Source organism: Nitratireductor rhodophyticola (assembly GCF_019891355.1).
In the GTDB taxonomy this organism is placed as follows: Bacteria; Pseudomonadota; Alphaproteobacteria; order Rhizobiales; family Rhizobiaceae; genus Nitratireductor; species Nitratireductor rhodophyticola.
In genome coordinates this window covers 242,826-257,581 of the sequence record NZ_JAHSSF010000002.1, presented here as the reverse complement: position 1 = coordinate 257,581, position 14,756 = coordinate 242,826, and the positions used below count along the sequence as shown (strand labels likewise).

General features: G+C 62.6%; 9 protein-coding genes. 6 read left to right on the top strand and 3 right to left on the bottom strand.

Features of this window, described 5'->3' with window-relative positions:
* Positions 1 to 163: 163 nt before the first annotated feature.
* Both KUG85_RS06960 and pdeM read left to right on the top strand, forming a co-directional pair.
* Positions 164 to 2,695, top strand: a complete 2,532-nt coding sequence (locus tag KUG85_RS06960) for a ligase-associated DNA damage response DEXH box helicase (protein ID WP_223004665.1) — start codon at positions 164 to 166, stop codon at positions 2,693 to 2,695.
* Positions 2,692 to 3,399, top strand: coding sequence for a ligase-associated DNA damage response endonuclease PdeM (gene pdeM, locus KUG85_RS06955; RefSeq protein ID WP_065817243.1), 708 nt, complete (start codon positions 2,692 to 2,694; stop codon positions 3,397 to 3,399). Before KUG85_RS06960 ends, pdeM begins: the two co-directional genes overlap by 4 nt.
* 104 nt (positions 3,400 to 3,503) lie before the next feature.
* Here the strand turns inward: pdeM and KUG85_RS06950 are convergent, their stop codons facing one another.
* The 3 genes from KUG85_RS06950 to KUG85_RS06940 all read right to left on the bottom strand — a co-directional run bounded on the left by KUG85_RS06950 (position 3,504) and on the right by KUG85_RS06940 (position 9,162).
* Positions 3,504 to 4,283 (bottom strand): TIGR02186 family protein, encoded by a 780-nt coding sequence (locus tag KUG85_RS06950; RefSeq protein WP_223004664.1) that lies wholly within the window; start codon positions 4,281 to 4,283, stop codon positions 3,504 to 3,506.
* Between the two features lie 3 nt (positions 4,284 to 4,286).
* Entirely contained in the window at positions 4,287 to 5,207 is a 921-nt protein-coding gene (locus tag KUG85_RS06945; RefSeq protein WP_065817428.1) for a sulfite exporter TauE/SafE family protein, read from the bottom strand.
* Between the two features lie 223 nt (positions 5,208 to 5,430).
* Entirely contained in the window at positions 5,431 to 9,162 is a 3,732-nt protein-coding gene (locus tag KUG85_RS06940; protein WP_223004663.1) for a peptidoglycan-binding protein, read from the bottom strand.
* Positions 9,163 to 9,600: 438 nt separating this feature from the next.
* On the opposite strand from KUG85_RS06940, the gene KUG85_RS06935 reads away from it, so the two are divergent.
* The 4 genes from KUG85_RS06935 to KUG85_RS06920 all read left to right on the top strand — a co-directional run bounded on the left by KUG85_RS06935 (position 9,601) and on the right by KUG85_RS06920 (position 14,741).
* Positions 9,601 to 10,068 (top strand): MerR family transcriptional regulator, encoded by a 468-nt coding sequence (locus KUG85_RS06935; protein WP_223004662.1) that lies wholly within the window; start codon positions 9,601 to 9,603, stop codon positions 10,066 to 10,068.
* A gap of 379 nt (positions 10,069 to 10,447) precedes the next feature.
* The gene (locus KUG85_RS06930; protein WP_223004661.1) at positions 10,448 to 12,244 is read left to right on the top strand and encodes an acyl-CoA dehydrogenase C-terminal domain-containing protein; all 1,797 of its coding nucleotides are present in this window, start codon (positions 10,448 to 10,450) and stop codon (positions 12,242 to 12,244) included.
* Between the two features lie 134 nt (positions 12,245 to 12,378).
* On the top strand, positions 12,379 to 13,485 hold the full coding sequence (locus KUG85_RS06925) for an acyl-CoA dehydrogenase family protein (protein WP_065817248.1): 1,107 nt from the start codon (positions 12,379 to 12,381) through the stop codon (positions 13,483 to 13,485).
* Positions 13,486 to 13,532: 47 nt separating this feature from the next.
* On the top strand, positions 13,533 to 14,741 hold the full coding sequence (locus KUG85_RS06920; RefSeq protein ID WP_223004660.1) for an acetyl-CoA C-acetyltransferase: 1,209 nt from the start codon (positions 13,533 to 13,535) through the stop codon (positions 14,739 to 14,741).
* Positions 14,742 to 14,756: the final 15 nt, after the last annotated feature.

Genomic DNA, 14,756 nt, shown 5'->3' with positions numbered 1-14,756 from the left:
CCATGTTCGTGAGAGCTACACTTCGCAGTACGCCAATCTCCCCCCTTGAGGGGGAGATGGCCGGCAGGCCAGAGGGGGGTTATCTCGGCACTGTCATCCCGGTATGATAAATCTTTCCCCCTCCCTTGGCGCTTTCTCTGTTCTGGTTTAGTTCTAACCCATCTTGGAACACCGGACGCACCCCATTGACGGCATTGCCGCGCCTTTCCTTCCAGCGCCCTTCAGCGAATGGTTCGCCACGCGTGGGTGGCAGCCGCGCGCGCATCAGCTCGAACTTCTCGCCCGCACACAGGCCGGTCGCTCGGCACTGCTGATCGCACCGACGGGTGCCGGCAAGACGCTCGCCGGTTTTCTGCCAACGCTCACCGATCTCGCGGGCCGGCCAAAACCTCGGCCCGGTGAAGCGCGGCGTGGCGTTCACACGCTTTACATTTCTCCGCTCAAGGCGCTCGCCGTCGACATTCAGCGAAATCTGAACATGCCGGTGGCCGAGATGGAGCTGCCGGTGACCATGGAGACACGCACCGGTGACACGCCCACCCACAAGCGCCAGCGGCAGAAACATGCACCGCCCGACATTCTGCTGACGACCCCCGAACAGCTTGCGCTTCTGATCGCCTCGCCCGATGCGGAGCGCTTCTTCTCGGACCTCAAATTCGTGGTGTTCGACGAGTTGCATTCGCTGGTGATCTCCAAGCGTGGGCATCTGCTCTCACTCGGCCTTGCGCGGCTGCGCCGTCTGCGACCGGAGTTGCAGACCATCGGGCTTTCGGCGACGGTCGCCGAACCCGAAGCGCTGCGTCGCTGGCTGGTGCCGCAGGACAGGCCCGGCGCCATGGCCGACATCGTGACCGTGTCGGGTGGCGCAAAGCCGGACATCACCATTCTGGAAACGGAGGAGCGTGTGCCCTGGGCCGGGCACTCCGCGCTCTATGCCATTCCGAAGGTCTATGAGGCGATCAAGGCGCATCGGACCACCCTGCTCTTCGTCAACACGCGCAGCCAGGCCGAGCTTCTGTTCCGCGAATTGTGGCGCGCCAATGAAGACAATCTTCCCATTGCGCTGCATCACGGCTCGCTCGATGTCGGCCAGCGACGCAAGGTGGAAAAGGCGATGGAGACCAACAGCCTCCGGGCCATCGTCGCCACGTCGACGCTGGATCTGGGCATCGACTGGGGCGATGTGGATCTGGTCGTGCATGTGGGCGCACCCAAGGGGGCGAGCCGGCTGGCGCAGCGCATAGGCCGCTCCAACCACCGCATGGACGAGCCGAGCCGAGCCATTCTCGTGCCGGCAAACCGCTTCGAGGTGATGGAGTGCCGTGCAGCGCTTGAAGCGAACTATCTGGGCGCGCAGGACACGCCGCCACTGGTGGAAGGGGCGCTCGATGTGCTGGCGCAGCACGTGCTGGGCTCGGCCTGCGCCGCCCCCTTCGACGCCGATGTGCTCTATGGCGAGGTGGCGGGGGCAGCCCCTTATGCCGCGCTCGACCGGGAGACATTCGACCGCATTGTCGCGTTTGTCGCCACCGGAGGCTATGCGCTGAAGAGCTATGAGCGCTATGCCCGCATCCGCAAGACGAAAGACGGGCTCTGGCGCATCGCCAATCCACGCATCGCCCAGCAATACCGGCTGAATGTCGGCACCATCGTGGAATCCCCCATGCTCAACATCCGCATGGTGCGGCGCGGGCGTGGCAGCGCCTCGCGCGGCGGCCCCGTGCTGGGCAAGGTGGAGGAATATTTCCTCGAAACCCTCACGCAGGGCGACACGTTCCTGTTCTCCGGCCGGGTGCTGCGCTTCGAGGGCATTCGCGAGAATGAGTGCCTCGTTTCGGCGGGCGGCGGCGAGGACGCCAAGGTGCCCTATTACGCGGGCGGCAAATTCCCGCTCTCCACCTATCTGGCAGCGGAAGTGCGCGCCATGCTGGCCGATCCAAAACGCTGGAAGGCGCTACCGCCGCAGGTGGCCGAATGGCTTTCCATCCAGCGCGACAAATCGGTCCTGCCTCGCCGCGAAGACCTTCTGGTCGAAACGTTTCCGCGCGGCAACCGCTTCTACATGGTGCTCTACCCGTTCGAAGGACGGCTCGCACACCAGACGCTCGGCATGCTCCTGACCCGCCGGCTCGAGCGTGACGGCGCACATCCGCTCGGCTTTGTCGCCAACGACTATGCCATTGCCCTATGGGGTCTCAACGATATGAGCGCCATGCTGAAGAGCGGCAAGCTCAGTCTGGCCGCGCTCATGGACGAGGACATGCTGGGCGATGATCTGGAAGCGTGGATCGCCGATAGCTGGCTTTTAAAGCGCACCTTCCGCAATTGTGCGCTGATCTCGGGGCTGGTCGAAAAACGCCACCCCGGACAAGAGAAGACCGGCCGGCAGGTGACCGTTTCCGCTGACCTCATTTACGACGTTTTGCGGGCCCATGAGCCCGACCACATTCTCATGCAGGCCACATGGGCGGACGCCGCGCAGGGGCTGCTCGATGTCAGGAGACTGGGCGAGATGCTGTCGCGCATTCGCGGGCGAATCGTGCATAAATCGCTGACGCGCATTTCGCCGCTGGCCGTGCCCATCATGCTGGAGATCGGCAAGGAGGCCGTGGCCGGCGACGCCAACGAGGCACTGCTCGGCGAAGCTTCGCGGCTTTCCGGCGAGGAGCTAATGCAGGAGGCTCTTGAGGCATGAACAGCCTTGCACCCGCAACCGATGCAAGCACGGCGCTGACGGTCCGGATCGTCGGTCACGAGGCCGTGTGCGACTGGCGCGGTGTGCTGTTCTTTCCGGCGATGGGCCTCATGGTCGTCTCCGACCTGCATCTGGAAAAGGGGGCGGCTTATGCCAGGCGGGGTCGCATGCTGCCACCCTACGATACCGCTGCGACGCTGACGCGGCTGGAAGGCGTTTTGGCAGATTACGACCCCGAGATGGTCATCAGCCTCGGCGACAGCTTTCATGATGAAGACGGAGCCGCCGAAATGCCGACAGTCTTCCGTGATCACCTTGTGCGGATCATTGGCGAGCGCGACTGGCACTGGATCGCCGGCAACCACGACCCTGCACCGCCACCCGATCTTCCCGGCCGCTGCGCGCAGGAAATCGCCGTTGAAGGCCTCACCTTTCGCCACGAGCCTGCGCGCGGCGCCGGCCCCGGCGAGATCGCCGGGCACCTGCATCCGGGAGCGCGCATCGTAAGACGCGGGCGCTCGGTGCGGCGGGCCTGCTTTGTCTCCGACGGGGAGCGGCTCATCATGCCCGCCTTCGGCAGCCTGACCGGCACCCTCAATGTGCTTGACCGCGCTTTCTCCGGCCTGTTCGCGCGTGAAAGGCTGGCGGCCTACATGCTTGGGCGGCAGGGCATCTACGCCATTGCCGGCAGCATGCTGCGTTAGAGCGGTGCACCGTTTCATGGAAACGTCGCTCCGCTCCGTCTTGTTATTATTGCGCAATTTCCAACAGAAAACCGGTACCCACTTTTCCTGGAATTGCGCCAGGATCAGTCCTTGCGGAAAATCAACCGCCCGAGCCAGCCTGTCACAATGGCGATCAGCACCGCCAGAATGCCGTAGAGCATGCTGTTCTGATGGGCAAACTGATAGAGGCGCTGTTCAAGACCCGCCTTGCGGATGGTGAGCTGGGCCGACGTCTCGCGCAGGAACATGCCGTTGCGGAACAGAAAGGCGCGGGCCCTGTGCGTGCCGACCGCAACGTTGGGTGCCAGCCGTAGCGAAGCCCGGAAGAGGCTTTGCGACAGAAAACGCACCGCGCCCGCCCGCGTCGAATAAAGCCCCTCGGCCTCCTTGCGATCACGCAGCGCACGGGTGAATTCCTCGATCGTTTTCGGATCGCCATCGGCATCAAGCGGCTGCAGATGCAGATTGTCCGCCCCAAGCGCGAGCTGCCGATAGCCATCCGGCGCGGTGATGTCCTGGGGCGCGCGTGTCAGCGCCATGGAGTAGGACGCCGGCACATCGCGGAATATGACGGACTCCGTGTTGATCCACATGCCAGCGACACGGGTTTTCTTGCGCACCGTTACGGCACGCGGTGGCCCTTCCAGAACCACGATCACATCGTAGCGCCCCTGCCGGGAGACCAGTGGGTCGGCGTTGTCCAGAGCGCCGAAAATGGTGAGTTCCGCGCCACTGAAATCCGAGGTGATTGAAACCTGGTCCGTGGACAGACCGATCTGGATGTTCTCCGGGATATGGTCCTGCGCCCGGGCAGCCAGCACGGGCACCAGAAGGGCAAGCGTGGACAGGATTGCAAAACGCATCGCTCAGACCCCTCCCATGGAGAGGGAGTAGACGCTCTCGGGCCGAACGAAGAGATCGAACCCCAGACGAAGCGCCACCGCCAGAACAAGCAGCGCCAGAAGCGCGCGCAACTGCTCGCCGCGAAGCTTCTGCCCCACCCTTGCGCCATATTGCGCACCGGCAACGCCACCGACCATGAGGAGAAAAGCGAGCACCACGTCGACGGTCTGGTTGGCCGTCGAATGAACGATCGTCGTGAAGGCCGCCACGAAAATGATCTGGAACAGCGACGTGCCAATCACGACATTGGTCGGCACTTTCAGAAGGTAGATCAGCGCCGGCACCATGATGAAGCCGCCACCGACACCCATGATCGATGCCAGGAAACCGATGAACGCCCCCAAAGCCAGAACCGGTATCACGCTGACAAAGAGCTTCGAGGCGCGAAAACGCATTTTCAGCGGCAGGCGATGAATCCAGTTGTGCTGGCCGGGTTTGCGCAGCGTCACCGTCTGGCCGCCGCGCGAGCGTCTGATGGCACGCACGCTTTCCATCAGCATCAGACCGCCGACCACGCCGAGAAACGCCACATAGAGCAGCGAGACGATCAGGTCGAGCTGTCCCAGCCGCCGCAGATAGGCGAAGACGGAGACACCCAGCGACGCACCGACAATGCCGCCGGCCAGCAACACCGTGCCGAGCTTGAGATCGAGCGACTTGCGCTTGAAATGCGCCAGCGCCCCGGAGAAAGATGAAGCGATCACCTGGTTAGCGCCGGTGGCAACCGCAATGGCGGGCGGAATGTTGTAGAAGATCAGAAGCGGCGTGATGAGAAACCCGCCCCCGACGCCGAACATGCCGGAGAGAAAGCCGACCGCGCCGCCCATGGCCAGCAGCACGAAGACATTGACGGACATTTCGGCGATTGGGAGATAAATACCCACCCGCGGCACCCGAATAATTGTTTCCCCGACGGCGGCGCCGGGCGAGATGTGGAAGCGTTATGCGTGCTTCCGTTCTGCGCTCTGGCGATCACGAAGTCAAACCGAGTTGTCACCGAATCGGGAAAAGTTTGAACGACTTGCTCGGCGGAGGTGAAGTGCGTCCGTTCGGACACACTTAGGATGGGGACCCTAAAAGCCGGCTGTCCATCAGATGCGAAGCCGCCTACTGAGCGGCGGCCGCTGCCTTGTTCTTTTCCAGAAGCGCGCGCACCAGCGCCTCATCGACCTCTCCGGTCGGCGTCATGCCGTTGGCCTTCTGGAAAGCGCTGATCGCCGTCTTGGTCCTGGCGCCCATGATGCCGTCCGGCTTGCCCGCATCAAACCCCTGCTGATTCAGGATGAGCTGAATGTTGGTGACCGCCTTCTTCATGTCGACGCTGGCGGTCAGCTCACGGCTCTCACGCCAGGATTCGGGCACATCGACCATGTTGACGGCGGGATCGATGGATTTGGCCTTCCACAAAGCGGTCTTGTTTTTCGCCTGTTCCAGTTTTTCAGGCGAAAGGGCAGCCGCGATCTCGTCGCGCTTGCTGGCAGCATCCCTGTCACCGCCATTGGCGACGATGGCAAACCACTTATAGGCTTCGGTCAGGTCCTGCGGCACCCCCATGCCCTTGGCAGAGAGAATGCCGAGGTTGAACTGGCTGTCCTTGACGCCATGCTCCGCCGCTTCAAGGAACCAGCGTGCGGCAGAGCCGTTGTCTGCCGGCCCATCGGCGCCCATGGCATAAAGAACACCCAGATTGTGCATGGCACCTGCATTGCCCTGCTGTGCCGCAAGCTGGAACCACATCTTCGCCTTTGCCGCGTCGCGCTCGACGCCGGTCCCCTTCTGGTAGAGATCACCGACCCGGTATTGAGCGGGTGCGAAGCCGGCTTCGGCAGCCTTCGTGTACCATTCGACGGCCTTTGCCATGTCCGCCGTCGTCCCGCGTCCTTCCGCATAACGGCTGGCAATTTCGAAATACGCCTTCGGATCTCCTCCGGCAGCCGCTTCGCGAAGCGGTATCGGCCCGGCATCCATCGGGATTTCATCCAGCGAAACCGTTTGAACGGCTTCCACAGGCGGTGCTTCGGGAAGGCTGGCCGTCTCGGTCGTTGAAAGCGGCTCCTCGAACTTGCCCTGCGCAGGCGCGTCCATCTGCGGCATGGAGGCCAGCGTATCGACGGTCTCATCGACTGCCTGGTTGGGAGTCGACCCGTCCAGCGGCTGCTCATCCACAACACGCACCCGGCGATCTTCCGCCTTTGAGCTGGTGCCGGCCACAACGGCTGCAGGCTCCGGTGCCGAGCTATCGCTTGCCACTGGCATCGGGATGGACGTCGAGTTCGACAGGTATGCCTTGCCGACCTGATAGCCGCCGGCGGCGACAATGCCGGCTCCAAGCATCACCATAAGCGGCTTCCTGCTGCGCTTCAGGAGGCGCCCGAGGCCGAAGCGGCCGGTTTCTTCCGTCGCTTCGGACCTGCGCTTCTTCAGAATCTCCGCCTCGGCCGCGGCAGCCTGCGCCGCCCGCCTTGCCGCGGCAATGAAATCAGATTTCGCAGCGTCATCCGTCTCCGAGCGGACCGGTGCCTTCTTCTCATCACGCACGCGACGCAGGATTGCATTGAGATCGGGAGCGCCGGAGCCCGGTTCGAGTGGCTCATTGATGCGTTCAGCATCCAGCTCTACCGCCTCAAGGCTCCCATCGGCCTCCAGCTCGGTCTCCTCGAAAATGTCTTCTTCGACATCAGCCTGCTGCTTTTCACCGCGCGTGCTCCATGCCCGTGACAAACCGCCCAGAAGCGAGGTGCGCCCCGGCTTCACCTGCTCCTTCTGCCCGTCCTCATCCAGAGCCGCACGGGCCGCAGCAGCGGCAGCCTCGGCCGGCGAACGGTTTGGTGCCGGTTCATAATCGCGCGTCACCGTTTCCACGGCCTCATCGCCGGCCGGCGAAATCGAAGGTGCGGCTGCAACGGCAATTTTCGCCGCACCGCTACCCGCGCTGGCTTTCGACGTGCTTTCCACCGCGCCGATGCGGTCGACAATCTTGAGGAGCGTGTCGTGAATGGCTTCGAAGGTCTTGGTGTTGCGTTCGTCCGACTTGCGCGTGAGCTCCTCGAGAGCGCGCAGTTCGGCCCGCAGCTCGCGATCGAATGCCTCCGCCTGGGGAGCGTTTCCGAGTGCGCCGATCGCCTGCTCCGCAGCGTGCCGCGCTGCTTCGACAACAGCGGCACGGTTCTCGTGAATGGAGCGCTCGATGTTCTCCAGACGCGGGCCCAGATCCTCGAATTCCGGCAGGTCGGCACCCGGGCGCGAAAGGTGTTCAGAAAGGCTGCGCACCTGCGCTTCGAGATTCCGGATCACTTCGGGATCGACGGAAGAGGCCTGTGAAGAAGAGGCCTGCAAACGTCCCGAGATGTCGTCGAGCCGCGCCTCGAGCGCGCGAAGCGCTTCACCATTACGGTTTTCACCAGCACCAACGTCGAGGCGCGCGGCCAGTTCGTTGAAGCGCGCGTCGATTGTCGCCATGAGGCCCGCTTCGGCGTGAGCCGGATTGCCGCGCTCATCGATCCGCGCGGAAATCTCCTGCAGGCGGCGCTCCAGTTCGTCAACCAGCGTCCGGCCCTGCTCGGCGACATCGCCCTGCCGCTCCTCAATAAGCTGGGAAAGATGCGCGAACCGATCCTCTATGCCGCGCAGCATGTGCTCCGCGATCTGCGGCTGCGGCTGCGGGGCGGTATCGAGTTTTTCGGCGATGCCGGCGATCTGGCCGGCCAGCCGTTCAACCGTCTGTTCCGGCATGTCGATACGGCGGGCGATATCGTCGACCCGCTGTGACAACGAATAAAGCTGTTCGCTGAGCTGGCCGACCGCCTCGCCGCCCGAACGTTCAGAAAGCAGTTCGGACACCTGACTGGCGAGAGAGGAGATCCGCGCCTCGATACGCTCGAAGGGCTGTGGATCGAAACTCGCGGCCTGCGCCTTCGGAGCGGAGGCCGCGATTGCCCTGCTGATCTCGTCAAGACGTTCGTCCAGGGCAGCATAAACCTCGGGATTGCTCTGCTGCTTGCGCTCCAGCAACTGGTCGAGTGCGCCCGCAAGCGTGCGTACCCGGTCCTCAAGCGACTGGATCGAGAGGGATTCCGGCAGGCTATTGACCGCATGGGCGATTTCTTCGATGCGCTGATGCAGCATCTCGATCGCCGGGTCGCTCCTGCGAATGTCATTGGAAACACGAGTCTCGAACGCGCTCCAGCGATCGTCGAGCGCATCCCAGCGCTGATCGACGGCCCGCAGCGTCTCCTCGCGCGCGAGATTGGAAATGGACGATTTCAACTCCTCCATTTCCAGGCGCAGCATTTTGACGTTCTTGTCATCGCTGCGCTCGGCAAGCTGTGCGATGGCATTGGACAGGCGTTCAAATTCAACCACAAGCTCGCTGCTCAACGCACTGTTGGGCACCGAAGCCATAATACCCGCCAGTTCACGGCGCAGCGTGGTGAACTCGTCGTTGAGGCCGGAGCGCATTGCATCACGAAGGTCCGAGCGCAGGGTCTTCAGCTCGCTGGCGATGCTGCCAATCGATGAGACTTCGCGCTCCTGCCTGTGGCTGCGCTCAAGCTCATGCGCGGCGCGCTCGAAATAGGCCTGCGGCGCGACCTTGTGCCTGTGCGGCGCCGGGCGTTCGCCTGGCCGCGCATAGGTCTGGGACACCGTTTCCGACAGTTCCTGGATGCGCCGGGCGACCTCGTTTTCCTCGGCCTGCTGGTCGAAACGACCGGTGGCGCGTCCGAGCCGATGCTCCATCTCTTCGAGTGTGCGGCTGATCTCATCAAGAGACGCGTTGGCCCGTGGCCGCCGACGACGACCGGCATTTATGTTTTCCAGATAGGAACGCTTGTTGTTCATCGGAACGCCCGCCTCTCCACCGGTTGCCGGTTGGCCATCGATAGTTCTTGCCGCGCGGGCCCTTCAGCTTTGGTACGCCGGGAAGGCAGAAGACAAACACTGCAGAGACACCCACGGTCAGACCGCCATGCCCAGGCTTCGAACGCGAACGGGCATGGTCTGCTGACGGGTCCACAATTCCCCGATCATGGTAAACACGGAGTTAACATTTCTTACCGGCGATTAAGCATACGCGCGAAAATCCGGCAAAAAGGTTGTTGGCAAGCCGTTCACAATTTGGCCAAAGGCCCTTGTAATGCCGTATTCTGCGACGCATAAGCCCGCCTTCTAAACATGTCTGAGCGGTGCGTCCTTCGCCCGTCGGCGAAGTTTGGCCGTCAGGCATGTCACCATTCCGGTTCCCCCGCCGGAGTGTTCATTCGATACGGAACAGTGATCATGACGAACATTGCAATGGCTGTCGAAAAGACCGCCGAGGGAAATGATTCTCCCGAGACCTCCGAAGAATACACCCGCATTGGCGAGATGGCGCGCGAGTTCGGCGTCACCCTTCGCGCCCTGCGCTTTTACGAAGACAAAGGCCTTCTCACGCCGGAGCGCGTGGGCACGACACGCCTCTATTCGCGCAACGACAAGCTCCGCCTCCAGCAGATATTGCTTGGCCGCAAGATCGGCTTCTCGCTGAGCGACATAAAGGAAGTGCTTGATCTGCACGACCCCAAGGCGGACCGCAAGAAGGGCAATGTCGAGCAGTTGCAACTCGTCCTGACGAAATCCGAACGCCAGATGGTGCGGCTTCAGAAACAGCACCGCTCCATCGAGGATGCCATTTCCGAGCTGAAGAAGCTGATCGCGGACGTCAGCGACCGGCTGGATACCGCCTCGGCTCTGGGCACCGCCGGCTGATTTCGCCCGACACATCCGGACTGAAGTCTGGCGAAGCACCGTCAGCGGTTTTTCTCCTCCCGGCACTTGCGCGCACGGCCGAAATGGACCGGAGGCAGATGCCGGGAACAATCCGCCCGGACGCCCTTTCATCGTCTGCATTTCTGCGGACGTCAGGCCATTTCACCTGACTGCAAAACGCTCCGGCGCGCTCTCCGCTGCGGGGCCGCAGCTTCAGTTTCATTCCAGAACTCACCGTGCCCGTACCGCTCTGCACGGGGTTTTGTGACGCCGTGCGTCGTTTTTGACGTTTACGCAAACGTCAAAATTTGCTAGAGCGCTTCCGATGCTGCGCGAAAGCTATGTTCGCGCCTTTTGTTCCGAGAGCTGGAGGAGTCTCATGCCGACCTACCGGGCGCCCGTGCGCGATACGCTGTTCGTGCTCAACGATGTTCTTGGCTACGGCAATTACGACAATCTGCCGGGCTTCGCCGACGCCTCGCCGGACATCGTCGAAGCGATCCTGAGCGAAGGCGCCAAGCTGGCCGAAAACGTCATGCAGCCGCTCAACCGGGTTGGCGACGTGGAAGGCTGCACCCGCCATGACGATGGCTCCGTCACGACGCCAAAGGGCTTTGACGAGGCCTACCGACAATATTGCGAAGGCGGCTGGCTGGGCCTTTCCGTGCCTGCGGAATATGGCGGCCAGGGTCTCCCCTACACGGTGCATTCAGCCGTCAGCGAATATCTGGTTTCCGCCAATATGGCGCTGATGATGTATCCCGGCCTCACGCAGGGCGCCATCGCGGCGATCCTTGCGCATGGGACCGAGGAGCAGAAGCAGAAGTGGCTGCCGAAGATGGTGGAAGGCAGCTGGACCGGCACCATGAACCTGACAGAGCCCCATTGCGGCACCGACCTCGGCCTTCTGACTTCCAAAGCCGTGCCGAACGGCGACGGGAGCTTCAAGATTTCCGGCCAGAAGATCTTCATTTCCGCAGGCGAGCACGATCTCTCGGAAAACATCATCCATCTGGTTCTGGCTCGCATTGAGGGTGCGCCGGCCGGTGTGAAGGGCATCTCGCTCTTCATCGTGCCGAAGGTGATGGTCGACGATGCCGGTGCGCCCGGTGCGCGCAACGGCGTTTCCTGCGGTGCCATCGAGGAAAAGATGGGCATTCACGGCAATGCCACCTGCGTCATGAATTATGACGACGCGACCGGCTATCTGCTTGGCGAGGAACATGGCGGCCTCAAAGCCATGTTCACGATGATGAACGAGGCGCGCCTCGGCGTCGGGCTGCAGGGCCATGCCATTGGCGAGGCTGCCTATCAGGGTGCGGTGGAATATGCCCGCGAACGGCTTCAGGGCCGCTCGCTCACAGGGCCGAAAGCGCCGGAAAAGAAGGCCGATCCCATCATCGTCCACCCGGATGTGCGCCGCAATCTGATGACCATGCGCGCCTTCAACGAGGCCGGACGTGCGCTGATCCTGTGGACTGCCCTCAAATCCGACATCGCGCATCTCTCCGAAGACGAGAAGGACCGCGAAGCGGCATCCGATCTCCTGGCGCTGATGACGCCCGTGATCAAGGGGGTGCTCACCGACAAGGGCTTCGAGCACGCCGTCATGGCGCAGCAGCTTTTCGGCGGTCATGGCTATATCGAAGAGCATGGCATGAGCCAGTTCGTGCGCGATGCACGCATCGCCATGATTTATGAAGGCGCGAACGGCATTCAGGCGCTGGACCTGGTGGGCCGCAAGCTGCCGGCCAAGGGTGGCCGCGCCGCACAGGCCTTCTTCAAGGAAGTCGGCGATTTCTGTGAGGCCCATCGTGGAGACGAGGCGATGGCCCCCTTCACGAAGGCGCTGAAGAAGGGGCTCAACGACCTGCAGGCCGCCTCGCTGTGGCTGATGCAGAACGCCGTCCAGAAGCCGGACAATGCGGGCGCAGCCTCCTACGACTACATGCATCTGATGGGCCTTGTGGCGCTTGGCTACATGTGGGGCCGAATGGTCAACAAGGCACAGGAACAGCTTGCCGCCGGTGCCAATGGCGACGCCTCCTTCCTTGAAGCCAAGATCGCCACGGGCCGCTACTTCATGGAACGCGTCATGCCGGAGACGGCGGCGCATCTTGCCCGTATCTCCACCGGCGCCGACGCGATGATGGCCCTGCCGGAAGAGGCGTTTTGACTGGTATGAAAGCCGTGCTCGTTCTAGCGTGCTTACGCTAATGCGCAGCGTTGTCAGCGAGGAGGCGTAGAGTGGCAGACCCGCAGTCCGTACTTGGCCTTTCCCGGCCCGACTGGGCCGGTGAAGACGTCGCCATGCTCTATGACATGGCGAGCCGCTTCCTGACGGAAGAGATTGCGCCTCACTATGAAGCGTTCGAGAAGGCGGAGATCTTCGACCGCGCGAGCTGGGAGAAGGCTGGCGCTGCGGGCCTTCTCTGCGCCTCGATGCCGGAGGAGCATGGCGGTGCGGGCGGCACCTACGCCCATGAAAGCGCGATCATCGAAGCGATCAGCCATGTGGGCGTCGATGGTTTCGGCATCGCGCTCCACAACGCCATCGTCGCGCCATACATCCACCATTACGGCTCGGAAGAGCAGAAGCAGCGCTGGCTACCGAAGCTCGCGAGCGGCGAGCTGATCGGCGCAATCGCCATGACCGAACCCGGCGCCGGGTCCGACCTCCAGGGTGTGAAAACGCGGGCGGAGAAGGACGGCAACCATTACCGCCTCAACGGCTCCAAGACCTTCATCACCAACGGGCAGTTAGCCAATCTCGTCATCGTGGTGGCCAAGACGGACCCGAGCCAGGGCGCGAAGGGCACATCCCTGATCGTGGTCGAAACCGACGAGGCCGAAGGTTTTGAGCGGGGTCGCAACCTCGACAAGATCGGCCTCAAGTCCAACGACACTTCGGAACTCTTCTTCAACGATGTGCGTGTGCCAACCGCCAATCTTCTCGGTCATGAGGAAGGCCAGGGCTTTGTGCAGCTCATGCAGCAGCTCCCGCAGGAGCGGCTTCTGATCGGTGCCCAGGCGATAGCCATGATCGAGCGCGCTCTGGCCGTCACCATCGACTATGTGAAGGAGCGCAAGGCCTTCGGCCAGAAGGTGATCGACTTTCAGAACACCCAGTTCAAACTGGCGGAACTGAAAACCGAGGCAACGGTCGGCCGCGTTTTCTACAATGATTGCGTGGCACGTCACCTCGCCGGCAATCTCGATACCGCCACCGCCTCCATGGTCAAATACTGGCTTACCGACCTGCAGTGCAAGGTGGTCGACGAATGCCTGCAGCTCCACGGCGGCTATGGCTATATGAACGAATATCCCATCGCGCGCATGTATCGCGACGCCCGCGTGCAGCGCATCTATGGCGGCACCAACGAGATCATGAAGCTGGTGATCGCAAGAACCCTTTGAACCAATCGCACGACCCCGCGTTGGGTCGGTAAAGCAGGGAGACCGATATGGCTGACGCTTATGTATATGACGCCGTGCGCACGCCGCGCGGACGGGGCAAGAAGGACGGTTCGCTGCACGAGGTGCCCGCCGTGCGCCTTGGCGCGAAAGTTCTCGAAGCCGTGCGCGACCGTAACGGCCTCGATACCGCCAAGGTGGACGACATCATTTTCGGCTGTGTCGATCCGGTCGGCGAAGCCGGCTCGGTGATCCCGCGCTCGGCTGCCTTCGAGGCGCGCTACGCGAACGCGGCTCCGGGCATGCAGATCTCGCGCTTCTGCGCCTCCGGCCTCGACGCCATCAATCTGGGCGCGGCCAAGATCGCCGGCGGCTCCGACGAGATCGTCATTGCCGGCGGCGTGGAGAGCATGTCGCGCGTCGGCATGGGCATGTCCGGCGGCGCGTGGTTCATGGACCCTTCGGTCGGCATCCCATCCTATTTCATGCCGCAGGGCGTGTCCGCCGACCTGATCGCCACGAAGTATGGTTTTTCACGCGACGATGTGGATGCCTATGCGGTTGAAAGCCAGAAGCGTGCCAAGAATGCCTGGGACAAGGGCTATTTCAAAAAGTCCGTGATTCCGGTGGAAGACCAGAACGGCCTGACCATTCTCGATCATGACGAGCACATGCGCCCCGGTACCGACATGCAGGCGCTTGGCCAGTTGAACCCCTCCTTCGTGATGCCGGGTGAGATGGGCGGTTTCGACGCCGTCGCCGTGCAGCGTTATCCGGAGCTTGAGAGCATCAACCACGTGCACCATGCCGGCAACTCGTCGGGCATTGTCGATGGCGCTGCGGCCGTGCTGCTCGGTTCGCGCAGGGCCGGCAAGTCCATGGGGCTTGAGCCGCGCGCGAAAATCCGCGCCTTCACCAATATTGGCTCCGAGCCAGCGATCATGCTGACCGGTCCGGTCGACGTGACGGAGAAGCTTCTCAAGAAAGCCAAGATGAAGCTTTCGGACATCGACCTGTTCGAGCTGAACGAGGCTTTCGCCTCGGTGGTGCTGCGTTACATGCAGGCCTTCGAGATCGACCATGACCGGATCAATGTGAATGGCGGCGCAATCGCCATGGGCCACCCGCTGGGTGCGACCGGCGCGATGATCTTCGGCACGGTTCTCGACGAGCTTGAGCGCCGCGACCTGAACACAGCGCTCGTGACGCTGTGCATCGGCGCGGGCATGGGCACCGCAACCATCATCGAACGCGTTTGAGCTGTCGGGGAGAGA

Coding starts and splice junctions, on each gene's coding strand:
- pdeM (WP_065817243.1), top strand. CDS start 2,692: ATGAACAGCCTTGCACCCGCAACCGATGCAAGCACGGCGCTGACGGTC.
- KUG85_RS06950 (WP_223004664.1), bottom strand. CDS start 4,283: ATGCGTTTTGCAATCCTGTCCACGCTTGCCCTTCTGGTGCCCGTGCTG.
- KUG85_RS06940 (WP_223004663.1), bottom strand. CDS start 9,162: ATGAACAACAAGCGTTCCTATCTGGAAAACATAAATGCCGGTCGTCGT.
- KUG85_RS06935 (WP_223004662.1), top strand. CDS start 9,601: ATGACGAACATTGCAATGGCTGTCGAAAAGACCGCCGAGGGAAATGAT.
- KUG85_RS06930 (WP_223004661.1), top strand. CDS start 10,448: ATGCCGACCTACCGGGCGCCCGTGCGCGATACGCTGTTCGTGCTCAAC.
- KUG85_RS06925 (WP_065817248.1), top strand. CDS start 12,379: ATGCTCTATGACATGGCGAGCCGCTTCCTGACGGAAGAGATTGCGCCT.
- KUG85_RS06920 (WP_223004660.1), top strand. CDS start 13,533: ATGGCTGACGCTTATGTATATGACGCCGTGCGCACGCCGCGCGGACGG.